Source organism: Collinsella sp. AF18-8LB (genome assembly GCF_003459795.1).
Classification (GTDB): Bacteria; Actinomycetota; Coriobacteriia; order Coriobacteriales; family Coriobacteriaceae; genus Collinsella.
This window is the reverse complement of sequence record NZ_QRWU01000007.1, coordinates 39,842-64,039: the sequence shown is the minus strand read 5'-3', so window position 1 is coordinate 64,039 and position 24,198 is coordinate 39,842. Positions and strand designations below refer to the sequence as shown.

Below are 24,198 nucleotides of genomic sequence, written 5' to 3'. Positions count from 1 at the left end.
AAGCGCTAGCAGTTGCTCTTGAGCTTGCGGCCCTGCTGTTCAAACTTATGCATGTCGCTGTCGGCCATGCCCTGCGTCTCGTCCTCATGGCGTTTGATGTAGAGCGGATCGTCGGGATCGTTCCAAATGCGTTCTGCCACGGGCGCCCAGGCCTCGGCTGCGGCGCGGGTCTTTTCGCGCAGTTGCTCGGGCGATTCCTTCTCGACCAGGTCGGTGCTCTTGGCACCGGTCTCGGCCACCATCTTGGGCAGCACGTCGGGGTTCTCGAGCATGGGGCAGGGCTTGAGATAGTTGTCGTTGAACGGCTGGCCCTCGTAGTATTTCATAAAGAGGGGAGAGCGCAGCGCATCGAGCAGGCTCACATCGTGGATGTTGGCGTTGGAATAGTGGATGAACACGCAGGGCTCCACGTCGCCCGCTGCATTGATGTGCAGGTAGCGGCGACCACCGGCGATGCAGCCGCCCACGAACTCACCGTCATTTTGGAAGTCGAGCGTAAAGAGCGGCTTTTTCTCGCGCATCTCGCGTATAAAACGATACATGTGCTCACGCTGTTCGGGCGTGGGCATGAGCTCTGAGGTGGCGTTGCGCCCGACAGGCATAAAGTGGAAGTACCAGCAGAAGAGCGCTCCCTCGCGGATCATCCAATCCATGTTTTCCTCGGTGGCGACGGTATCGGCGTTGGCGCTCGTCCAGCAGGTCGATATTCCAAAGGGCAGATTGCGCTCGCGCAGGAGCTTCATGGCATGCTCGATCTTGACGTAGGTGCCCTCGCCGCGGCGGGCATCGGTGGTGTGCTCGTTGCCCTCGGCGCTGATGGCAGGGACAAAGTTTGCCACGCGGATCATGTCATCGCAAAACGCCTCGTCGATCAGGGTGGAGTTGGTGAAGCAAAGGAACACACAATCTTGGTGCTTTTCACAGATCTTGATGAGGTCGTGCTTGCGGACGAGCGGCTCGCCGCCCGTATAGATGTAGATATGCGTGCCGAGCTCTTTGCCCTGCGTGATGATAGAGTCGATGTCTTCAAATGAGAGATTCTGCTTATAGCCGTACTCGGCTGCCCAGCAGCCCGTGCAATGCAGGTTACAGGCGCTCGTGGGGTCGAGCAGGATGGCCCACGGAATATTGCACTGGTACTTTTCGCGGCTTTTTTCCTGCTGCGGCCACGCGAGCAGGTTGCCGTCGACAATCAGTGCCTTGAGCAACTTGGTGCGCATATCGGGATTGAGGGTGAAGACGCGCATGATCAGGTCATACCAGTTGCCGCGGCTCTTGATGACGTTGGTGAACGCCTCGCGCTGCGCGGGAAATACGCGATCGGGGACCAGCTTGTTCACAAGGTCCATGATTTTGTCGATGTTTTCCTGCGGGTTGTCGTCGAGATAATCGATGAGTTTGTTGAGCGCTGCGCGCTCCGCTGACTGTGTAAGCGACATGAGCATATCCTTTCACGTGTACTTCGTGTGAGATAATACCCATATGTGGAATTAAATGCGTCTAAAGAATCCGTAATGTGTCTATTCAACGAATCAATTTGATTTGGGGCGAAGTGTCATGCCCCGACACCTTCTAAGTTACGTTGAAATAGTGTCTAATATGCGCTTTTAAACGCATAAACAGTCAGTATTTCACCGCAACGTATGGGTGGTTGCTTACTGATAGCGGAGACACTCGACCGGGTCGAGCTTTGCGGCGCGGCGGGCGGGGTAGAAGCCAAAGATTACGCCGATGCCGACTGAAACCGCAAAGGCGAGCAACACCGTCGTAAGGGAAAAGCTCGGCGTAATCGTCCCGCTGGCTCCAAACTCGCTCATAATGCTCGAGTTGGCGGCAAAAAACGCGAGCCCCCATGCCAGCAGATAGCCGATCGCAACACCGAGAATGCCGCCGGTGATGCACAGTGCCGAGGATTCGGCCAAAAACTGAGAGGTGATATCACGTCGGCTTGCACCAAGCGCGCGACGGATGCCGATCTCGCGGATGCGCTCAGTCACGCTGGTGAGCATCATGTTCATAATGCCGATACCGCCGACAAGCAGCGAGATACTGGCGACAGCACCCATGATGAGCGAGAATGCGCCCATAAAGGAGTTGAGTGCATCGATGGCGCTTTTCATGGAGGTCGCCGATACACTGTCATACTCATCATCCTCCGCGATGCCTTTCATCGCGCGCACCTTGGACTCGATGGTCTTGCAGAGCTCATCCATGTCCGTGCCCTCGGCGGCAAGTGCCGTCACGCTGGGGAATGAAGGATTCTCGTCGCCAAATAGGCCGGAGATGGTTTCACGTGGCATATACAAAGTGAGCGAGCCCATGGAGTCGCTGCCGCCATCAATCACGCCTACAATCTGCACCTCGCCGTTGGACACCTTGATGGTTTTTCCCAGCGCATCTCGTTCGTTGCCGCAAAGCTGATCGGCGCCGCCGCGGCTGATGAGCGCCACGCGCGAGCCTGCCTTTGACTCGACATCGGTGTAGGTGCGCCCCGCAACGAGCTTACTGGCACCCACGGCGTCGAGCATGTCGCTATCGACACCCTGTGCCATGACGGTATAGCTTTTATCGCCGGTCTTGTACTCGGTGTACGCGCTGTTGACAATGCCGATCTGTTCTATCTGCGGCACCAGTTTTTGAAGCTTCTGGACGTCAGAATCAGAGAGTTCTTGGGACGAATAGATCTGAACCATGCGAGCTGCGTTGAGGCCCAGGCTGTTTACCAAGCTGTTTTGGATGCCACCGATGAGCGAAGTCATGGCAATGACCGAGGCGATGCCGATGACAATGCCCAGGATGGTGAGCAGGCTGCGCCCCTTGTTGGCCTCGAGCGAGTGAAGGGCTTCCTGGATGAGATCGCGGGCGCTCATGCCATCACTCCTTTCGGCGGGTTGGCGGAGGCGGAAATCATGGGCAGGCTATCTACGGCGCTGCGCAGGGTCCGCGGTGCATGCGGAATATACGCGCCGTCGTGAATGCGACCGTCGCGGATGGTCACGGCACGGTCGGCCTCGGCGGCGATGCCGGGGTCGTGTGTGATAAGCACGATGGTTTTGCCGCGCTCCTGGAGCTTGCGGAAGGTTTCCATGACAAGCGCCCCGGTTGTCGAGTCCAGGTTTCCCGTCGGCTCGTCAGCCAAAATGATGGGCGGATCGTTGACGAGGGCACGTGCGATGGCGACACGCTGCATCTGGCCGCCCGAGAGCTCGGATATGCGGTGGTCCCAGTGGTCGACGGGCAGCGTGACGGCCTGCAGCGCGTGCACGGCGCGCATTTCTCGCTGGCTACGGGGCACGTTAGTGTATGCCAGCGGCAGCATGACGTTTTCGATAACCGACAGGCGCGGCAGCAGGTTGAAGCTCTGAAAGACAAAGCCGATGCTCAGGGCGCGGACTTCGGTGAGCTCGTCATCATCGAGCTCGGCCACGTTGAGGCCCTGCAGGTAATAATCGCCTGCCGTCGGTTTGTCCAGGCAGCCCAGGATGTTCATGAGCGTTGACTTGCCCGAGCCCGATGGGCCGGTGATGGCGACGAACTCGCCGGGATCTACTGCCAGGCTCACGTTGTGCAAGATATGGGCGCAACCCGCCTCGCTCTCAAAGATGCGATGCACGTTGCGAATGTCGATGACGGGACGCATTACATGCCCTCGTCGGCAGACATGCTGCCCGAATCCGCGCTGTAGCCGTCGTCAGCCGTTGCGTCCGCTCCGGTGTCCATGACGAGGGTGTCGCCATCGCGCAGCTTGGTAACCGGCACGTTAGTGTTGATCTCGTTGCCCTGGTCGTCGCGCTTGACCTGCGTCTTACCGACTACAGCCTCGTTGTCGTTTTGCGCCACGACGGTCACCTTCACGCGGCGCGTCTTTTTGCCCTCCGAATCGGTGGCCAGATTGACGTAATATTGCTCGCCATCTTCGGTCATCAGCGCCATGGTCGGCACCATCACCACGTCGTGGAGCTTCTCGGTCACTACCGAGACCTCGGCAGTCATACCCGGCTTAAGGCGACTGTCGGGTGCTTCGATGAGGATGTCGACGTTAAAGGTCACGCTGCCGCCGCTCCCGGAGGAGAAGTCGGAGGTTGCCACCGAGGCGATAGCCGTGACGGTGCCCTGGCTCACGATATCGGGAAACGCGGGATAGGTCACGTTGGCGCTTTGGCCCACGGCAATTTTGGCGATATCCTTTTCGCCCACCTGAACCGTCACCTTCATCTTGGACAGGTCGGCGATCTGCATGCACTGCTTGCCGCCGCTCGTATCGCTTTCGCCCATGATCATGCCGCCTGTTACCGTGGCGCCCACCTTGGCGTTGAGCTCCACGATGCTGCCCGAGCTCGGGGCCGTGATCGTACGGCTGGCGGCCTTGGCGTTCGCCTGATCGAGGTTTGCCTGGGCCGATGCGAGGCTGCGCTGCGCGGCCGATACGGCGTTCGTGTCCGCTGATGCGGCGGAGATGCCAGCCGCTGCGGAAGCTTCGTCGACGTCCGTCGTTGGGGTGGCCTGCGCGGCAGTTGCGGCTTTCTGCGCGTTGGCGAGGTCTTCCTGAGCTGCTGCAACTGCGCGCTGCGCCTCGGCAACGTTGCGATCGAGCTCGTCGTTTTTAATGGTCATAAGCACGTCGCCCTCGTTGACGGATTGGCCTGCCTGCACGTTTATCGAATCGACCATGCCGTCGACAGAAGGGGAGACCACTGAGGACGAAATGGGTTTGAGCTGGCCTTTCGCTTCGACCGTTGTGCTAAACGTGCCCTCGGTCACCATGTCGGTCGCAGGCCCGATATCGCCCTGTGGCTGCGCATTGATAACCAGGGTTGCGACAATGGCAATGAGCGCGATGACACCCACGATGCCGGCGGCAATGCCGCGTCGAATCAGCTTTTTGCGTCGACGTTCGGCACGTTTTGCCTTGAGCTTGGCATATACCTCTTCATCGGAAATCTCGGCCGTGTCGTTCGTGCGTCCGCTCTCCTTGTCGGCATGTGCGTCTGTGATCAGAGGAAGCGTTTCGGTGATACCTTCGGGCGTGTGCTCGGTATTATCCGGACCCGGGGTGATCGTGGGGACATTCGGCATAGCGTCTCCTTTATAGAAAGAACCTCGATAAGTATATGCGCCCACCGGTTGGGGCGGGCGCATAGGACGGTTTCTTTCGGAACTGTTAGATTGGTCGCAGCGGTTCCACGCTGTATGAATGCGCGCGTTGCACTACGAGTGGACAACCACGCACAGGCCGACTTTGATGCAGTCGTGAAGTGCCTTGGCGTCGGCCAGGCGCAGGTTGATGCAACCGTGGCTGCCGCACCACTTGTACGACTCGGCGTTATCGAAGCTCTTGTCGTTTTGCCAGGTGGCATCGTGGAAGCCGATCATGTTGCCCTCAAACGGCATCCAGTAGCTCACCGGGCTCTCGTATTTGGGCTTGCCCGTCTCGGGGTCCTTGGCGCCAATCAGCGTGCTCGCGCCGTCGTTGCTGTTGATCTGCCAGACGCCTTCGGGAGTGGCGTCCTCACCCGGCTTTCCTGAGATAAAGTTGGCCTCCCACACGATATTGCCGCTCTCGTCGTAGTAGCGCGCGTGCTGCTCGGACAGATCGACATCGACGTATGCCTTCCAGTCGGGCTCTCCCTTTGCGGTAAAGGCGTCGGCCTTCTGGGAGTACTTGATCTCGATTTCGCCGGTCTGCTTGTTGTTAATGGCGTCCTCGACCTGCTTGGCGAGCGAGCCGCTGTCGATGGACCAACCAAAGTCGCCGCCTTCAACGGCGCATTGCTTGCCATCGGCGCGCGTCCACCAGCGAGTGGAGCCCACGGTGTTAAAGCCGTTGGCGAGCTCGGTTGCCCAGCTGCTGATCTGTGACGTATCAAGTGTGGGGTTGGCCGGATCGGCAAAGCTGATCCACTGCAACACGGAGCTGCCATCAACCTTGCCGGCATCCTCGCCGTTGAGCTTGAGGGTCACGTTGACGCCCAGGAAGTTGTTGGCGGCATCGCATGCGGCCTGAATCTGATCATCGGTAAGCGTTCCATTGAGCGGCTCGTAGGCATCGCTGCCGAGCTTGGAAAGGTCTACGGTCTCGGACAGCGAGGCAAGCTCGAGCTCGGCATACTTAATGACATGCTCGCGGTCGAGTTTTTCGTTGGAGCGCGCCTTCTCGACGGTAAACTTGCCGGCCTGCTCGTCATAGGAGCTATTGGCCTCGAACGTGCCCGAACGCCCCTCGTTAAACTCGTCGATGGCGGCGCCCAGATCCCCCTCAAACTTCTTTTGGTCAAAAGTGTCGGAGAGCATGGACAGGTCGACGTCTTGATCAAGATCGACTTCGTTGGAGGTAGCGGTTGTTTTGGTCTTTCCGCTTAAGGATTCCACAAGGCGGACCGGCCATACAAAGGCTTCGTTGTGGCTGATAATCTCTTTTGCGGCTGCTTCGCCGTCGACGATGGGCTCATCGGACTCGGGCTGATAGGTCCAGCTAAAGTCATCGCCTGTCACGGTGAGCTTATAGTGCTTCCATGCCGAGTTGACCTTGGTGGCGGCAGACGAAGCGTTGGAGAACGAGACGTCGACGCCGGCGATGGTGGTATTGGGGTAGGCTACCTGCGAAAACGCTACGACGCCTACGATATAGACAATGACGATAAGACCAAGGACGACAAAGAGCGTCGTCTTTTTGCCCGACTTATTGTTCTCGGCGGGTTTGCGCGCGGGGCCGCGATCGCCTCGACCGTGCGCGGGGGGCTGCTTGGGCGCATTGCCGTTTGCCTGGCGCTGCTGACGTTGATGGTTCGGGCGTTGGGGAGCGTTTGCCGCACCACGCTGCTGACCGTGACTCGGCGCGATAGGACGCGGCGACTGAACGCCACCGGTGTGCCTGCTCGGCTGCTGCGGATCGGGAATCAGTTGAGTTCGATCGTTTTGCGACATCGTATGCATATCCTTCGAATTTCGCCTTGCGGCTCATCGTGTTTTTACTGGGCTTGCATTATAGCTATTACCTAGTTGTTTGTGGTACGGAAACGGTGGCATTCAAAAGAGGTGGGACAGTTGTCCCACTATCGAGTCGTTCTTGGTCACTACCCGCACACACCGCATTTTGCACAGGCCGAAAGCGCGGCCGGAGCCTGCGCGATGCCGCCCTTTGCCGTCTCGCGCAGCGTGGCCGGCAACGCGTGGCCCACCGAGAGCATGACATGTGCCATCTGGTCAAACGGCACCAGGCTCTTAATGCCGGCGAGGGCGAGTTGTGCCGAGCTAAAGGCCGCTGCCACGCCGATGGCATTGCGGTTTTGGCAGGGCACCTCGACCAGGCCTCCGACGGGGTCACAAACGAGGCCCAGCAGGTTACTCAGCGCGATGGAGCTGGCGTCGAGCGCCTGCTCGGGCGTGCCGCCGAGCATCTGCACCAGCGCGGCGGCAGCCATGGCGGCGGCGCTTCCCACCTCGGCCTGGCATCCGCCCTCGGCGCCGGCAACGCAGGCGCTCGTGGTGAGGTTGAGGCCGATGGCGGCTGCGCAGTAGAGCGCGTCCATCACCTGCTCGTCGTCGAGCTGAAGGTGATCGGCGAGCGCCAGCACGCAGCCGGGCACGACGCCTGCGGAGCCTGCCGTGGGGGCAGCGACGATCACACCCATGGTGGCTGAGCGCTCGAGCACGGCCATGGCGCGGGCCACGGCGTCAGTCTGGACGGCGCCCATTAAGTTGGAGCCAAGGTCGTTGCGGCCGGTGGCATCGACAAGCTTGGCCTCGCCGCCGATAAGCCCGCCGAGCGAGCGCTGCGGATTGACGATGGGGGCTGTGGTCTCCTCGCGCATGACGTCGAGCACGCGGCGCATGGCGGCGACGGCGTGGGCCTCGCCGGTCAGACGCGCCTCGCGCACGGCCATGACGGCGCCGATGCTGAGTCCCAGTTCCTCGCACGCATCGAGCAGCTGCTCGCCGTCGTCGAAGATTTCCTTTGCTGAGACGCCGGGGGAGAGCGACGAGGCAGAACCGGGGAGCTCGATAAAGGTCGCGTAATCGACATTGTCGAGCTTGCGCAACATAGGGACGACGGTGTCGTCGGGCGCGCCGTCGGTCTCAAAGACGGAGTAGGCCTGGCCGCCCACCTCGGTGCGGTAGGTGCGGCAGAAGGCGATGTTCACGTGGGCGTAGGCGAGCAGGTTCGTGAGCGCGGCGAGCACGCCGGGAACATCCTGGTGCGCCACGAAGAGCGTGGAGTACATACCCGAGATGTCAACGCCGACGCCGTTAATGCGGCTGATGCGCATCTTGCCACCGCCCAGGCTCTCGCCGCGAACCTGTGCCGTAGCGCCCGTGTCGTCGACCATGTCGATGTCGACGGTGTTGGGGTGGATGGAGGCGTCGTCGCCCTTAATTTCAAAGTGATATTCGAGGCCCTGCTCACGTGCGAGGTCGAAGGCCTGCTTGATGTTCTCGTCATCGGTGTCGAGGCCCAGGATGCCCGCGACGAGCGCACGATCGGTGCCGTGGCCGCGGTAGGTGTGGGCAAAGGAGTTCCACAGGCCAAAGGTGACTTTGGTGATGCGGCCTTCCAGCAAGCTGGCGGCAACCTGGGCGCAGCGCAGGGCGCCGGCGGTGTGCGATGAGCTGGGGCCGACCATGACGGGGCCCAAGATCTCGAATGCGGAGGTCGTAGCTAGTGTTTGCGGCTTGCCTGCCATGGGTGCTCCTTTGTTTTGTCCCATCGTCCCGAGGGCGGGGCATACACTGTCCCACCGTTCCGAGGGCTTTAGTATTTGGTCGCCTGCTCGGACAGTCCTGCTCGCACGGAGGCCACATTAAGTGGCCTCCGGCTCGTGCGGAACTCGCGATCGACCAAATACTAAAGCCCTCGGAACTTAGGATACATGGTTGGAGTCGCTCTGCTGCAATATTTATCGGCATGTGACCTATTCCATGTCCCAGGTCGGCTTATCTTCACCACCGTTTAAATAAAAAAGAAGTACCGGTTGGAGTCGGTACTTCTTTTGGTGCGTTGTTATTTGCAGTAGCTTTTCGGGTTAGCTTACAGGCCGCAGGCTGCTTTGAGTTCTTCGACACGGTCGGTCTTCTCCCAGGTGAAGTCGGCGTCTTCTCGGCCAAAGTGACCGTAGGCTGCCGTCTTTTCGTAGATGGGGCGACGCAGGTCTAGGTCGCGGATGATTGCGCCTGGGCGCAGGTCGAAGGTTCTCTCTACGGCTTCAACGATCTTGTCCTCGGCAACATGCGCGGTACCGAAGGTGTCGACCATGATTGAGAGGGGCTTGGAAACGCCGATGGCGTAGGCAAGCTCGACTTCGCATCGGTCGGCTAGACCGGCGGCGACCACGTTCTTGGCGACCCAGCGCGCGGCATACGCGGCGGAGCGGTCGACCTTGGTGCAGTCCTTGCCGCTAAAGGCGCCGCCGCCGTGACGGCCGTAGCCGCCGTAGGTGTCGACGATGATCTTGCGGCCGGTGAGGCCCGTGTCGCCCATGGGGCCGCCCACGACAAAGCGACCGGTGGGGTTCACGTAGATGTCCGCGTTGTCCCACGGCATGTTCTCGGCGGCCATGACCGGGGTGATGACGTGCTCGATGAGGTCGGCCTTGATCTTTCCCATGTCCTCGATCTCGGCGGCGTGCTGCGTGGAGATGACGATGGTCGTGACCTCGACGGGCTTGCCTTCCTCGTAGCGCACGGTGACCTGGGTCTTGCCGTCGGGACGCAGATAGGCGAGGGTGCCGTCGTGACGCACGGCGGCCAGGCGCTCGGCCAGGCGGCTTGCCAGGTAGTGTGGCATGGGCATGAGGGTCTTGGTCTCGTTGGAGGCATAACCGAACATCATGCCCTGGTCGCCGGCGCCGATCAGGTCGATCGGGTCGGTGGTAGCGCCGGTCTGGGTCTCGAAGGACTCGTCGACGCCCTGGGCGATATCGGGCGACTGCTCGTGGATGAGGCTCATAACGCCGCAGGTGTCGCAGTCAAAACCGAACTTGGCACGGTTGTAGCCAATGCGGCGGATAACGCCGCGGGCGATTTCCTGTACGTCGACGTAGGCCTGGGTGCGAATCTCGCCGGCGACGATGACGGTGCCGGTGGTCACGAGGGTCTCGCAGGCGCAGCGGACGTTCTCCACGTTGGCAGGCACGCCGTTGGGGGCGATGTAGCCCTGTTCCTGGAGCTCTATTTCTTTGGCGAGGATTGCGTCGAGGACGGCGTCGCTGATCTGGTCAGCGATCTTATCGGGATGACCTTCGGTCACCGACTCCGACGTAAAAACAAAGGACCCGTGTTGGGGTGGGATGGAACGAAGTTCTTCTGACATGATTGTCCTTTCAAAAACGTGTCCCGGCGACCGTTACCATTCCGCCGGGCTCTCTATGCAAGGGCACATCATAGCGCGTAAATCAAACATTCACACCCTTTCCGCACCTAGTCATACATCGCTTTGGGGGTAGCTAATTTGGGACGGGGCTTTTTTAGCTACCCAATCCGGAGTCTTCGGAGCCAGAGGCCTACCTCGACATAGGGTAGCTAAAAAAGCCCCGTCCCAAATTAGCTGCCCAATGAGTAGGTCGGTGCCCTTTGTGCGGAGGTGGGCATTGTTGCTTTATACTGGTGCGGTTCGACATCCATCCTGCAATCGAGGAGATTTCCATGGCATCAGACGTTCGCGTCCGCTTTGCACCCTCACCGACGGGCAAGCTGCACATCGGCGGCGCCCGCACCGCTATCTATAACTGGGCTTTCGCCCGCGCAAACGGCGGCACGTTCATCCTGCGCATCGACGACACCGACCCCACCCGCTCCACCGACGAGAACACGCAGATCATCCTGCGCGCCATGCGTTGGCTGGGCCTGGACTGGGACGAGGGTCCCGAGGTGGGCGGCGATTTTGGCCCCTACGCCCAGACCGAGCGCCTGGACCTGTACAAGCAGGCCGCCCAGAAGCTTTGGGACGAGGGCAAGGCCTATCCCTGCTTCTGCACCAAGGAGCAGCTCGACGCCGATCGCAAGGCCGCGCAGGAGCGCAAGGACCCCTTCCAGGGCTATCAGCGCCGTTGCCGCGATCTTGATCCCGAGGAGGCCCGCCGTCGCATCGAGGCCGGCGAGTCCTACGTCCTGCGCATCAAGGTGCCCGAGGACCGCGGCGACGTCCGTATCCACGACGCCGTCCACGGCGAGGTAACCTTCGACGCCAAGGAGCTTGACGACTTTGTCATCTTCCGCTCCGATGGCACGCCCACGTACAACTTCGCGACCGTCGTCGACGACGCCATGATGAAGATCACCCATGTCATCCGCGGCGACGACCACCTGTCCAACACCCCGCGTCAGGTCATGGTGTACGAGGCCCTCGGCGCTCCCGTGCCCACGTTCGCCCACATCTCCATGATCCTGGGCGCCGACGGCAAGAAGCTCTCCAAGCGCCACGGCGCCACCTCGGTGGAGGAGTACCGCGACGCCGGCTACCTGTCCGACGCCTTCGTCAACTACCTGGCGCTGCTCGGTTGGTCGCTCGACGGCGAGACCACGATCATCCCGCGCGATGTCCTGGCCAGCAAGTTCTCGCTCGACCGCATCTCCAAGAACCCGGCTACCTTCGACCCCAAGAAGCTCGACTGGGTCAATGCCGAGTACATTAACGGCATGTCCGATGCCCAGTTTGCCGACGAGATCATGGTCCCCGAGCTGCACGAGGCGGGTCTCATCGAGGGTAATGTCGAGTACGGCGAGGATTGGATCGACGCGCTCGCTGCCATCGTTAAACCGCGCACCAAGATGCCGGCCGACGCCGTGACCGTCGCCGCTCCCATCTTTGCTACGGCCGAGACGCTCGAGTATGACGAGAAGTCCGTCAACAAGGGCTTGGCCAAGGAGGGCATGGGTGCCATTCTGGACGCCGCCAAGGCCGCGCTCGAGGGTGTGGGCGAGTGGACGGCCGCCAACATCGACGCCGCGCTTGAGCCGCTGCCCGAGCAGATGGACCTTAAGAAGCGCGTGGTGTTCCAGGCCGTGCGCGTCGCCGTCTGCGGCAATATGGTGAGTCCTCCGCTGGGCGAGACCATGGCGCTCGTCGGCCGCGACGACTGCCTGGCGCGCATCGACCGCGCCCGCACAATGGCACTGTAATCGCTGCGCAAACGTTTGTATCCGAGCCCCGTTCACCCCGAGCGGGGCTCTTGTTTCTGTACCGATGAGCGTGTTGCTGGGACAAAATAATCAGTAGTGTTTGTCCCATGTTCGAGCGACGCAACACGCTCGACACTCGTATCGGCCATGGGACAAACACTACTGATTATTTTGTTCCAGCCCTTTCAGGTCCGTTCGTTAGAGGTGGTGTATGGCTCAACAACTGTCGCTGTTTGGTTCGCCGGAACCGGAGGAGGTTCTAGCGGCGCCCGTACCTGCCGCTGCACCGGCCAAGCCCGAGCATACACCTGACCCCATCGCCGCCTACGCGAGCGTGGTCCTCGACATCCCGACGCGTGCGCTGTCCGAGCCATTTGCCTACGGCATCCCCCGGTCCCTTGCCAACGAGGCGCAGATCGGATCCACGGTCCTGGTCCACTTTGGTAACCGTGCGGCCGTGGGCTACATCGTCGACATTGCGCCCGAGCTGGCCGACCTGCAAGGTAACGACGCTCTCGATCCCGCGCGCATTAAAGTCATCGAGGCTATCCTCAGCAAGCCGCTTTTTACCGCCGAGGCTGCCCGTATCGCACGCTGGATGAGCCGCGAGTACGTCGCAACGCTTTCCGAGTGCCTGCGCCTGTTCTTGCCTCCGGGCGGCAGCCCGCGCGTGGTCAAGGGTGACGACGGCGTGTGGACGGTTGAACGTCCCGCCGTCAAGCCAATCCAAAACCGCTGGGTCATGCTCACGCCCGAGGGTTTCGACTATACGCCGCCCAAGACTGCAGTTCGTCAGCGTCAGCTCATTGAGGCGCTCCAGTGCGGCCCGGTCACGACGCGCGACCTCAACCTTCTCTATAACAGCATGTCGGCGACCATCAAGTCGCTCGAAAAACGCGGCGTCGTGGTTGTGGAGGAGCGCCGCGCCTGGCGTGGATGCAGCGAGCAGACCACGCTGTCCTCGGCAAGCGGCAAGGCGCCAGTCTCCCTTACCAACGGACAGCAACAGGCACTCGCGCAGATTGAGCGCGCCCGTCTGGACGCTCATGGCGACGTGGTGCTGGTCGACGGCGTCACTGGCTCCGGCAAAACTGAGGTTTACCTCTCCGCCATCGAGCGCGTGCTCGCAGCCGGCCGTTCGGCCTGCGTGCTGGTGCCCGAGATCTCGCTGACGGCCCAGACCGTCGGCCGCTTCCGCTCGCGCTTTGGCGAGACGGTCGCCGTTTTCCATTCGCGGCTTTCGGCCGGCGAGCGCCTGGACCAGTGGGATATGGTCGCCAGCGGTGCCGCCCGCGTGGTCGTCGGTGCACGCTCGGCGCTCTTTTGCCCGCTTAACGACCTGGGCCTCATCATCATTGACGAGGAGCACGAGACCAGTTACAAGCAAGGCTCCAGCCCGCGTTACCACGCGCGCGAGGTGGCGGCCGAGATGGCGCGGCGCTATCGTTGCCCACTCGTGCTGGGCTCGGCCACGCCTTCTGCCGAGGCCCTCGACCGCTGCCGCCGCGGCACGTATAACGGTGCCACCTGGACGCGCGTCGAGATGCCCAAGCGCCCGGGACAAGCCGTGCTGCCTACGGTCCGTATTGCCGACCTGCGCCGCAAGTTTTCGCACGGCAGTCGCTCCATGTTCTCAAAGCCGCTGATGGAGGGCTTGGAGCGTGTGGTCGAGCGTCGCGAAAAGGCCGTGTTGCTGCACAACCGCCGCGGTTTTGCGCCGTTTTTGATGTGCCGCGAATGCGGCTGCGTGCCCACCTGCAACCACTGCTCCACCGCACTCACGTATCACGAGCGCACGCACACCCTGCAGTGCCACACCTGCGGATCGTCCTGGCGCGTGCAGCCGTATCCGACGCCCACGAGCCGTTGCCCCAAATGCGGTAGCCGCTACCTGGCAAAAATGGGCCTGGGCACGCAGCAGATCGAGGACGCACTGCACCAGATGCTTCCCGAGGACGTCGCCATCATTCGCATGGACGCCGACTCCACGCGTGGCAAGGACGCGCACAAAAAGCTGCTCGAGCAGTTCGATGCCGCCGATTGCGCGGTGCTGCTGGGCACCCAGATGATCGCCAAGGGGCTCGACTTTCCCGAGGTCACGCTCGTGGGCGTGGTCAATGCCGACTTTGCGCTCAAGCTGCCCGATTTTCGCGCGGGGGAGCGTGCCTACGATTTGCTGGAGCAGGTGGCGGGGCGCGCCGGCCGCGGCGATCGCCCCGGCGAGGTCATCATCCAGACCTATCTGCCCGAGGACCCGGTCATTCGCGCCGTTGCCGAGCATGACCGTTCGATCTTTACCGACCACGACCTGGACCAGCGCCGCGACGCGCTGTATCCGCCGTTTGTTCGACTAGTCAACATTTTGGTGTGGTCGGCGAATGCAGATGATGCACGGGATTATATTGGGCGCATCGCGAAGCTCCTCAAGCGTCGCTGGCATGCCTCCGCGCCCGATTTTTTGCGGGCGGGGAGTGCCGTGCCGCAGGTGCTGGGCCCGGCTTCGTGTGTAATCGAGAGAGCCAAGGACCGTTATCGCTTCCACCTGCTTGTGAAGTCGCCCGTGGGGTACCATGTCTCTGACGATATCGACGCCTGCCTCAAAGAGGTGGGCTCTGTGCGCGGCGTGAGCGTGAGCGTTGACGTCGATGCCTATGATTTGATGTAACAACCCGAAAGGATGGCCATGGAAGCCAACGGAATCGTACTGTCGCCCGACCCTCGTCTGCGCCAGGAGTGCGCCGTCATCGAGGAGATCACCCCGGCGATCGAGGCGCTTGCCGAGAAGATGAAGAAAATGATGTTCGAGAACGCCGGCTGCGGCCTGGCTGCCCCGCAGATCGGCGAGCTCATTCAGCTCGTCACCATCGACTGCGACTACACCGACAAGAACGACTACGACCCGTACGTGCTTATCAATCCCGTCATTGTTGAGCAGAGTGACCATCTGGTGCCTTTTAGTGAGGGTTGCCTGTCCATTCCGGGCATTAACTGCGAGATCGAGCGTCCCGACCATGTCGTCGTCGAGGCGTACGATCTGGACGCCAACCTGATTCGCTACGAGGCTTCGGGCGATTTGTTCTGCGTGTGCCTACAGCACGAGATCGATCACCTGCACGGCAACACCATGTTCGAGCGTCTTAAGCCCATGCAGAGACTCAAGGCTGTCAAGGAGTACCAGGACGCCCTGGCCCGCGGCGCTCGACCGGGCGAGACGGAGTAAGTCCTACCGTCCCCGGTGCTGAGCGCCCACATATCATCCCGTGCTCAAACATTCTCGCTTTGCTGCGAAACTGCGCGCGGGACGATATGTGGGCGCTCAGCACCGGGGACTGCGTTGTTCTGGCTCGGTTCGCCCGGGTGCCGCTGGGCCAGGGATGGGCGTCTTCGCTGATAATTGCTTTGCTGAAAGAGCTGCTTTTATTGCGGCTCTTTCTTTGGTTTTGTGTATATTTGTTCTTATTGAATTGTTCTTGCGGATGGGCTGGGTACTTGGCATTCCGCTGCTCTTTCTAGCCGTCTCGGCTTTGGTTGAGAGGAGACGATCTTTATGCGTATTGTGTTTATGGGTACGCCTGATTTTGCTGTGCCTTCTTTGACTTCGCTTGTTGAGGCTGGGAATGAGATTGCACTTGTTGTTACTCGTCCTGATGCTGTTCGTGGGCGTGGTAAGAAGCTGGAGCCGTCTCCTGTTAAGGCTCGCTCGCTTGAGCTGGGGTTGCCTGTTGTTGAAGCTAATCGTATGACGCTTGAGGTTGTTGAGGCGCTCCGGGCTGCCCAGGCTGACATTTTCTGTGTGGCTGCCTATGGCTGCATTTTGCCCGATGAGGTGCTGCATATGGCGCCGCTCGGTATTGTGAATGTTCATGCGTCCCTGCTGCCTCGTTGGCGTGGGGCTGCTCCTATTCAGCGTGCGATTCTCGCTGGTGATGAGATTGCTGGCGTTTCTATCATGCGCATTGGGCATGGCGTGGATACCGGCGCTTATTGCGCCCAGGCGTCTACGTCAGTCGCCGGTAAGCATGCCGAGGCTTTGACCATGGAGCTTGGTGAGCTTGGCGGCAAGTTGCTTGCCGATACGCTTCCCTCGCTTGCCGATGGTTCGGCTGTTTGGACTGAGCAGGATGAGGCGCTCGTCACTCATGCTGCCAAGATTTCTAAGCAGGAGATGCGCCTGGATCCGCACATGGCGGCGCTTGATTGCGTGCGCCATGTGCTGGCTTCGTCCGATACCGCGCCTGCTCGTTGCGTGATTGCCGGTAAGACCGTGCGCGTGCTCGATGCTGCGCCGGCTGATGTGTCGCTTGGCGAGGGCACCGTTGACGTTAAAAACAAGCGTGTGTACCTTGGTCTTTCCGATGGCACGGTTGAGTTGCTCGAAGTTAAGCCCGATGGCAAGCGTGCTATGGCCGCTTCTGCTTGGGCTGCTGGCCTGCAGGGTGCCGATCTTATCTGGGGTGTTTTGTCGTGAGCAAGCTGTCTCCTGCGCGCAAGCTTTCACTCGATGTGCTAATGGAAGCTGACCGCCGCGGCATGTATGCGCGTGACGTGCTGTCCTCTCGCGCATCGGCCAAGGCTATTGACCAGCGCGATTCCGCTTTTGCTGCCCGCTTGGCGCTGGGCGTTGCCGCCACGCAGGGCATTTTGGATGAGCTGCTCGACCAGTTTCTTGATAAGCCCAAAAAGGTTGCACCGCGTGTTCGCATGGCGCTTCGTATCTCGGTCTTCGAGATGCTCTATCTGCATACGCCTGGCCGCGTTGCCGTAAGTCAGGGTGTTGAGCTGGTTCGCTGCGGTGCTAAGTCCGCCGCTGGCTTGGCCAATGCCGTGCTGCACAAGGTTGCGGACAATGTTGATGACTTTGCTACTGCGTCCGATGTGGATGAGTCTGAGCGGCGCTTGGTCCGTCTGTCGCGCCTGATGGGTCTGCCGCGTTGGCTGTGCGCTCGCATTATGGCGTCGTTTGACACGCCAGAGGGTGCGCTTAACTTTGCCGGCAATCTGGCCCCCGCGCCGCTGGCCCTGCACGAGAATGCGTTTGCGACTAAGCCCGATCCGTATATCTCGCAGCTCGTTGCGCCTGTCTTCCCGGGCTGCCATGCTCCGGTCGATGCGCAGGTCACGGTTGCGTCGGGCGTGTTTGAGCGCGCTGCGGCCGTGGCCTCGGATCTCAATGCCCAGCTTATCGCGACCGCGGCGACCCGTCCTGGGCGTTGCCTTGAGATTGGCGCCGGCCGTGGCACCAAGACCTATGTGATGATGTGCCAGGCCAAGCGTGCGGGCTATGAGCGTCAGCATACGGCGCTCGATCTGCATGATCGCAAGTGCGATCTGAATCTCGCTCGCCTGCATAAGGCCGGTATTCAGGGCGTTCGTACGGTTTCGGGCGATGCTTGCGAGCTTGATGAGGTGCTTACATCGTTTGATGCCATGCTTGGCGAGCCGGTAAAGTTCGACACGGTCTTTATCGATGCACCGTGCTCGGGCACCGGCACCATGCGCCGTCATCCCGAGATCCCATGGCGCCTAACTGAGAATGACGTTACGACCGAGTTGCCCAAGCTGCAGCTGGCAATGCTCAAGGAAGCAGCCGTGCGCGTGGCTGCCGGCGGTGAACTCATCTATGCGACGTGCTCGGTCTTCGACGAGGAGAACACGCAGGTCGTGGACGCGTTCCTTGCTTCTCCCGAGGGTGCCGGCTTTACCATGGCACCGCTTTCCGGGGCACAGATTCTGCAACTGCCCGACTTCGAGCAGGCCAAGAAGCTCGTTTCTGTACGCCAAAACGACCGAGGCCTCTTCCAAAGCGTGCCGGTAAACGCCGACTCCTACGACGGCCACTTCTGCGCCCGCCTGGTCCGTCAAAGTAGCTAATTTGGGACGGGGCTATTTTAGCTACCCAGACCGTATTGGCGCAAAGGCGTTGACATTACGAAAAAGAGCGGCCTGCGACTGGTGTAGTCGCAGGCCGCCCTCGTTTGTGTTTATGTTGGCGTGTGGTTGGTTGCTCGGCTGTTAGTGGTTGTGCGGGCAATTGGCGCAGCAGCCGCTGGTGGCGCTGGTGCTTGAGCCGCCGCTTCGCTGGTCGGTGTTGTAGAAACCGCTGCCCTCAAATTTAATGCCGTTGGCCGAGAACGTCTTGGCCGCCGGAGCGCCGCAGCTCGGGCAAACGACCTCGGGAGTCTCGGACATGGGATGCTCAACCTCAAACACGTTGCCGCAGCTCGAGCACTTGTAATCGTAGCGCGCCATAATACTTCCTTTTCAGCACAAAGCGGGCAGATTACTCTGCCCGCAAAAATTCAAACGTCTGTACTGTACCCTATATCGGGCGTTTTATCACGCCTCGCCCCAGAATCTATGGGTGTCGCGCAGGAGCTGCGCAGTTTTGCCCTCGGCGGCCGCAACGTCGGCCTCGTCAGCCTGCCAGGTCCAGTTGCCCGTGGCCACGCCCGGAACGTTCATGCGCGCGACGTCGCCTAGCCCCAGAACATCCTGCAGCGGCATCATCACGAGGGGAGCGTCGCTTGCCAGCGCGTCGCCCATCAGCTTGGCCGCCACCTCGACACCGCTCGGTCCATCGCCGTCCGCAAAGGAACGCGTGCACCACCCGGCCAACGTCGACGTATCGTGCGTCGAGGTGTACAGGATCTTTCCTGGCGTGGGGTGCACGCCGCAACGGACGTCGTAGTCGCTAAACTCCAGCACGTCCATGCCGGGGAAGCCGCAGGTCAAAGCCATGGCGCGAACGCCAGGCGTCAGATAGCCCAAGTCCTCAGCGATAAAGTTGAGCGGACCCAGCTCATCGTAGGCGGTCTGGAACAGGTCTTTGCCCGGTCCCGCCAGCCAGCGACCGTCGGCGCAGTCCTTGCCCGCAGGAATGCTAAAGTAGCTGTGGAATCCCAGGAAGTGATCCAGACGCACGCGGTCGTAGAGCGAGAACGCGCGACGCAGGCGATCCATCCACCAGCTATAGCCGTTCTGCTTCATGTGGTCCCATCGGAACGTCGGGTTGCCCCACACCTGGCCCTCGGGCGCAAAGTTGTCGGGCGGCGCACCGGAAATCTCAATCGCCTTACCGGTATCGGACAGCCAGAAGTTCTCGGGCTCGCTCCACGCATCGGCCGAATCGTCCGAGACATACATAGGAATGTCGCCGATGACCTCGATACCCTTCTTGTGCGCATAGTTCATAAGCTCGCACCAGGCCAGGTCAAAGCGGTACTGCATGTACGCCTGCAGCTCGGCCTCGTCGTGGAAACGCTTGTCGTCGATCAGATGCTCGTTGTAGCGCGCGACATCTGCCGGCCAATCGTGGCGCGACTCGCCCTCAAAGTACTTCTTAACCGCCATGTAAACGCAGTACTTCTCGAGCCAGTCGGCGTTGCGATGTTTAAACGCCGTGTACAGCGGGTCGGCATCCTCACCGCCGCGAGCCTTCCAGGTAACAAAGTCGGCGGCCAGCTCCTCGTGGCTTTCGGGCAGCAGATCGATATTGCCCGCAAAGGCCGAGGGACCGGCGTAAGGGGATCGGAAGAAATCCGTCGGGTTGACGGGCAGGACCTGCCAGTAGCGCATGCCCATTGCGGCCAGATGGTCGATAAAGCGACGTGTGGGAGCGCCGATCGTACCGGGCTTGCCATCGTCGGTGGGCACCGAGGTGATATGGCACACGACACCCGCGCCGTGATCAAGCGGCTCTTGTAGACGTTGCTCGGCGTGGTGATAGATGATCGACGACCCCAGCGGATACAGATCGAGTGTGACGGTACCGTTGTGGATTTCGCACTCGTGGCCGCTGATCACGTCGCTTGCGCATTCGCCGAGCGCCGGAATTGTCACACGGTGCGAATTGCGCAGGCTGCGGTTGATGATAACCGTTGCGGCCTCACCGTCTTTACCGGTGCGCGTGTAGGCTAGTACCTCGTCGTTGAGCGCGAAGGCCTTGATCTCGCCGTCTACCATAAATGGCAGGGCGCGGCGCACGGCCGAGGCGTTTTTAAGGATGGCGAGTGTATCGAAGTCGTGCAGGTCTTCCTTTAAAGGCAGCGTGCGGCGATTGCCCGGATCGGTCAGGCCCTCAAGGCCGTACTCGTCGCCATAGTAAATCGAAGGCACGCCGGGGAACGTCATCTGCATGAGCGTTGCAAGCCAAAAACGGCTCTTGGCCAGGTCCATCGAGTTTTCGTCCAGGCGCCACTTGCTGCGCTCGCACTCGGGTAGCTGCGACTCGTCAGGGCCGCCTCCGAGCACCGAGATGATGCGTGGGCGGTCGTGGCTCGATAGCAGGTTGAGCGCGCAGGACAGGGCTTCGCGCGGATAATTCTCGCGCAGGGTCTCGATATCCTCGGCTGCCTGGAAGGCATTCTTGTAGCCCATCAAAAAGCCGATGACCATGTCGCGGAAGGGATAATCCATAGCCGAGTCAAGCTCAGATCCTTGCAGGTAACGACGCAAATGGCCATAGCTGATCTTGTTAGAGGCATCTTCCCAGACTTCGCCGAGCAACAGCGCGTCGGGCTTCTCGGCGAGCACGGCCTTTTTGATCTCGGCCAGGAAGTCATCGGAAAGCTCGTCGGCCACGTCGAGACGCCAGCCATGGGCGCCGGCACGTAGCCATTTACGGATCACGCCGTCCTTGCCCAGGAGCCGCTCGCGTACCAGTTCGGAGCTCTCATTGATGGCGGGCATATTGCCCACGCCCCACCAGCAGTCGTACGAGCCGTCCTCATGGAAATAAAACGCATCGCGCCACGGCGAATCCTCGCTCTGCCACGCGCCCACGCCGGGGTAGTTGCCGTAGCGGTTGAAGTAGATCGAATCGTCGCCCGTGTGGTTGAACACACCGTCGAGAATGATGGAAATGCCCAGCTTCTCGGCCGCCTCGCACAGCTCAGTAAAGTCCTGCTCGGTGCCCAGAATTGGATCGATCTTTGTGTAATCGGCGGTGTCGTAGCGGTGGTTACTCGCGGCTTCAAAAATAGGGTTGAGGTAGATGGCTGTAAATCCCAGCTCGGCGATGCGAGGCAGGTCTTCTTGTATGCCCTTGAGCGATCCGCCGTAAAAGTCCCAGGTCTTGATGGAGCCGTCCTCGGCGCGCTCGTATACGGGCGGCTCGTTCCAGTCCTCGACCATGCGGCGCTGAATGCCGCGACGCGGCTTTTCGACCTCGGCCAGCGTGCGCTCGCGCCAGTGCTCGTCGCGGGCATAGCGATCGGGGAAGATCTGGTAGACCATACCGCGCTCGTACCACTCGGGTCGAACTTCGCGGTGCTTGTAGACGGTGATCTGGAACGACGGCACTTCGGCGTAGTCGTAGGTTACGCCCTCGCCGCCGGTGCGTCCCTGCGGTGCGCCCAAGCGGACCTCGGGCTGGCCCTCGATATTGCATATAAAGCTGTACCAGATAAGACAGGGCTCGGTGCACTCTAGCTCGGCGGTAAAGATGCCGTCGCCCTCGTGCGTCATGGGATACAGAGTTTCCCCGATCTCGTCGACCCAGGTACGCAGGGTAAGCGTTGCCTGGCTGGGGTCGGCATCCTCCAAAATTACCGACAGCGAAACGGAAGTTCCAGTGGTCACAGCGCCAAACGGAGTGCGAAACTGCGGCAGACGGCTGTTGTGTATCAATCTCATAGTACGGTCCAGTTCAATAGAATCACGGCCTGCGGGCCATGGGCTTTACGCGCAGGATGTAAGTATATCTGTTGTACACAGGGTGTATAAACAACATCCGTTTACCATCGGCGAACGGTTGTCCTAGAAAATCGTTTTACCACTTTCTACAGAGAAGGGGCGCCCGGTTGGAGCGCCCCTTGCTTAGGGTTTGATGAGGTTTTGGATCGTCTGTGGGCTAGCGGCGCTTTCGGGCAGCCGTGGCCTTGCGGACGGACGTCTTCTTGGACGGGGCCTTTTCCTCTGCCGGAGCGGCGGGGGAGACTGGGGGCTCCTTGGCAGGCTCGGGCTTAGCCTCTGCCTTCGGGGCAGCCTTGGTCTTAGCCTTGACCTCGGCGGCCTTCGGTGCCGGCTCGGGCTTTACCTCGGGCTTGGGCTCCTCTTTGACGGCGGCGGGCTTAGCCTCTGCCTTGGTAGCTGCGGCCTTAGTCGTGGTCTTTCTGGTCGTCGTCGTGCTGCGCTTGCGCGTGGTGGTCTTGGCAGCTGTTGCCTTCTTGGCGGTCGTGGTCGTCTTCTTGGCGGCGGTCTTTGCCGGAGCCTTGGCGGCCGGTTTGGCCTCAACGGCGGGAGTCTCGGCCTTTACCTCGGGAGCAGCCTCGGCCTCGGCGGCCTTCTTGGCAGCGGCGGTCGTGCGCTTGCGTGTGGTTGTTGTCTTGGCAGCCGTCGTTTTAGACGCAGTAGCCTTGGTCGTCCCAACTTTCTTAGCCGTAGTCTTGCGGGTCGTGGTCTTCTTAGCTGCAGGCTTTGCAGCCGGCTTGACCTCGGCCTTTGCCTCAGGAGCAGCCTCAGCCTTCACCTCAGGCTCGGCCTTTGCGGGCTCAGCCTCAACCGGCTTGACCTCGGCCTTGGGCTCGGGCTCGGCCACAACCTCGGGCTCAGCCGCAGCCTCCACAACAGCCGCCGGCCTCTCGATCTCCGGATGCATAAAGAAGTACAGGTCCAGATACTTGTCGGCCGAGCGCGTCCAGCTAAAGTCCTGGCTCATGGCCTGCGTGACCAGCTGGTTCCAAGCGTCGCGGTTATCCCAGAACAGGCGCGCCGCGCGGAACACCGCGTCGCCCATCTCATCTCCGTTAAAGTTTCTAAACGAGAAGCCCGTGCCCTCGCCGGTAAACTCGTTGTACGGCTGCACGGTGTCCTTCAGGCCGCCGGTCTCGCGCACGATAGGCAGGGTGCCGTAGCGCATGGCGATGATCTGCGACAGACCGCAGGGCTCAAACTTCGAAGGCATCAGGAACATGTCGGCGGCGGCGTACATGCGCTGCGACAGCGCCGGGTCAAACTCGATACGCGCGGCCATGGTGCCGGGGTACTTGTGTTGGAAGTAGCGCAGGCCGTCCTCGTAGTCGCGGTCGCCAGTGCCCAGCACGGCCACCTGAACGCCGCCGGCCAGAATGCGGTCGAGCGCGTACATGACCAGGTCCATGCCCTTTTGGCGCGTCAGGCGCGTGACCATCACCATGAGCGGGCGGTCGTCGCGCACCTCGAGCCCCAGCTCTTCCTGCAGCTTGGCCTTGCACACGGCCTTGCCGGTGCGGTCCTCCACGGTGTAGTTGGCGGCAATGCGCTTGTCAGTCGCCGGGTCAAAGCCCGCCACATCAATGCCATTCAGGATGCCCTGCAGCGCGTAGGAGCGCTCGCGCAGCACACCGTCCAGGCCCTCGCCAAACTCGGGCGTCTGGATCTCGGCCGCATAGGTGGGGCTCACCGTGGTGATGGCGTCGGCATAGCGCAGCGCGCCCAGCATGTAGTTGACGCTGCAGGCGTCGCAACGCAGCTGCGAGGCGGCGGCGGGAATATGCGCCACACCCAGGATGTCCTCCATCACGGTGTCGCTAAACTGGCCCTGGAACGCCACGTTGTGGATCGAGAACACGGTCTTGACGCGGTCGTACAGCGGCAAGCCCTGGTAGAACTCGCGCAAAAACACGGGCGCCAGTGCCGTCTGCCAGTCGTTGCAGTGCAGGATGTCGCACTCAAAGCCGGCCGGCAGGTGCTGCAGACTCTCGGTGATGGCCTTGGAGAAGAACGCAAAACGCTCGCCGTCGTCAAAGAAGCCGTACGGATAGTCGCGCGCAAAGTAGCGTTCGTTGTCGATGAACATATAGGTGACGCCGTCGTGCTCGAGCTTCTCGAGACCGCAGTACTCGTTGCGCCAGCCCAGGCTCACGTAAAAGTTGGAGAAGTGCTCCATCTGCGCCTTGTACTCGTCCTTGATGGTGGCGTACTTGGGCACCATCACGATAACTTCGGCGCCGGCGCGCACAAGCGCCGCGGGCAGCGAGCCCGCCACGTCACCCAGGCCACCGGTCTTAACAAACGGTGCGCACTCGGCCGAGGCAAACACGATCTGCATCTTTTTGCTGGTTTGTGCCATTTTGTCTCCTATGTTGCAATTCGAGAATAGCCGCC

General features: G+C 61.0%; 15 protein-coding genes. 5 read left to right on the top strand and 10 right to left on the bottom strand.

Annotation, left to right across the window (positions count from 1 at the left end; translation table 11 throughout):
* Positions 1–5 precede the first annotated feature (5 nt).
* The 7 genes from DWX25_RS07505 to metK form a co-directional block, all read right to left on the bottom strand.
* The gene (locus DWX25_RS07505) at positions 6–1,439 is read right to left on the bottom strand and encodes a radical SAM protein (protein ID WP_117794271.1); all 1,434 of its coding nucleotides are present in this window, start codon (positions 1,437–1,439) and stop codon (positions 6–8) included.
* A gap of 216 nt (positions 1,440–1,655) precedes the next feature.
* A complete protein-coding gene (locus DWX25_RS07500) occupies positions 1,656–2,870 on the bottom strand; it encodes an ABC transporter permease (protein ID WP_117762932.1) in 1,215 nt (404 codons plus the stop codon).
* Positions 2,867–3,640 carry an ABC transporter ATP-binding protein gene (locus DWX25_RS07495; RefSeq protein WP_117762933.1) on the bottom strand — a complete coding sequence of 258 codons (774 nt, stop codon included), beginning with the start codon at positions 3,638–3,640 and terminating at the stop codon, positions 2,867–2,869. The genes DWX25_RS07500 and DWX25_RS07495 overlap by 4 nt, the downstream gene beginning before the upstream one ends.
* On the bottom strand, positions 3,640–5,076 hold the full coding sequence (locus tag DWX25_RS07490; protein ID WP_158557589.1) for an efflux RND transporter periplasmic adaptor subunit: 1,437 nt from the start codon (positions 5,074–5,076) through the stop codon (positions 3,640–3,642). Before DWX25_RS07490 ends, DWX25_RS07495 begins: the two co-directional genes overlap by 1 nt.
* 132 nt (positions 5,077–5,208) lie before the next feature.
* Positions 5,209–6,924 carry a L,D-transpeptidase gene (locus DWX25_RS07485; protein WP_158557590.1) on the bottom strand — a complete coding sequence of 572 codons (1,716 nt, stop codon included), beginning with the start codon at positions 6,922–6,924 and terminating at the stop codon, positions 5,209–5,211.
* 149 nt (positions 6,925–7,073) lie between these two features.
* On the bottom strand, positions 7,074–8,681 hold the full coding sequence (sdaAA, locus tag DWX25_RS07480; RefSeq protein ID WP_117799254.1) for an L-serine ammonia-lyase, iron-sulfur-dependent, subunit alpha: 1,608 nt from the start codon (positions 8,679–8,681) through the stop codon (positions 7,074–7,076).
* 344 nt (positions 8,682–9,025) lie between these two features.
* On the bottom strand, positions 9,026–10,306 hold the full coding sequence (metK, locus tag DWX25_RS07475; protein ID WP_117799255.1) for a methionine adenosyltransferase: 1,281 nt from the start codon (positions 10,304–10,306) through the stop codon (positions 9,026–9,028).
* Positions 10,307–10,638: 332 nt separating this feature from the next.
* On the opposite strand from metK, the gene gltX reads away from it, so the two are divergent.
* The 5 genes from gltX (at position 10,639) to DWX25_RS07450 (ending at position 17,985) form a co-directional block, all read left to right on the top strand.
* The gene (gene gltX, locus DWX25_RS07470) at positions 10,639–12,114 is read left to right on the top strand and encodes a glutamate--tRNA ligase (protein WP_117799256.1); all 1,476 of its coding nucleotides are present in this window, start codon (positions 10,639–10,641) and stop codon (positions 12,112–12,114) included.
* Between the two features lie 211 nt (positions 12,115–12,325).
* Complete coding sequence (gene priA, locus DWX25_RS07465) at positions 12,326–14,779, top strand: primosomal protein N' (protein WP_117799257.1); 2,454 nt, start codon at positions 12,326–12,328, stop codon at positions 14,777–14,779.
* Positions 14,780–14,797: 18 nt separating this feature from the next.
* The gene (gene def / locus DWX25_RS07460; RefSeq protein ID WP_117742857.1) at positions 14,798–15,334 is read left to right on the top strand and encodes a peptide deformylase; all 537 of its coding nucleotides are present in this window, start codon (positions 14,798–14,800) and stop codon (positions 15,332–15,334) included.
* Positions 15,335–15,661: 327 nt separating this feature from the next.
* Complete coding sequence (gene fmt / locus DWX25_RS07455) at positions 15,662–16,582, top strand: methionyl-tRNA formyltransferase (protein ID WP_117799258.1); 921 nt, start codon at positions 15,662–15,664, stop codon at positions 16,580–16,582.
* Positions 16,579–17,985: an RsmB/NOP family class I SAM-dependent RNA methyltransferase gene (locus tag DWX25_RS07450; protein WP_233505264.1), complete on the top strand. Its 1,407-nt coding sequence runs from the start codon at positions 16,579–16,581 to the stop codon at positions 17,983–17,985. Before fmt ends, DWX25_RS07450 begins: the two co-directional genes overlap by 4 nt.
* A gap of 141 nt (positions 17,986–18,126) precedes the next feature.
* On the opposite strand, the gene DWX25_RS07445 is transcribed toward DWX25_RS07450, so the two are convergent.
* The 3 genes from DWX25_RS07445 to glgA form a co-directional block, all read right to left on the bottom strand.
* Positions 18,127–18,363: an FmdB family zinc ribbon protein gene (locus DWX25_RS07445; protein ID WP_117735090.1), complete on the bottom strand. Its 237-nt coding sequence runs from the start codon at positions 18,361–18,363 to the stop codon at positions 18,127–18,129.
* An 87-nt stretch (positions 18,364–18,450) separates the two neighbouring features.
* A complete protein-coding gene (locus tag DWX25_RS07440; protein ID WP_117799259.1) occupies positions 18,451–21,747 on the bottom strand; it encodes a 4-alpha-glucanotransferase in 3,297 nt (1,098 codons plus the stop codon).
* 217 nt (positions 21,748–21,964) lie between these two features.
* The gene (glgA, locus tag DWX25_RS07435) at positions 21,965–24,163 is read right to left on the bottom strand and encodes a glycogen synthase GlgA (protein ID WP_199412337.1); all 2,199 of its coding nucleotides are present in this window, start codon (positions 24,161–24,163) and stop codon (positions 21,965–21,967) included.
* Positions 24,164–24,198: the final 35 nt, after the last annotated feature.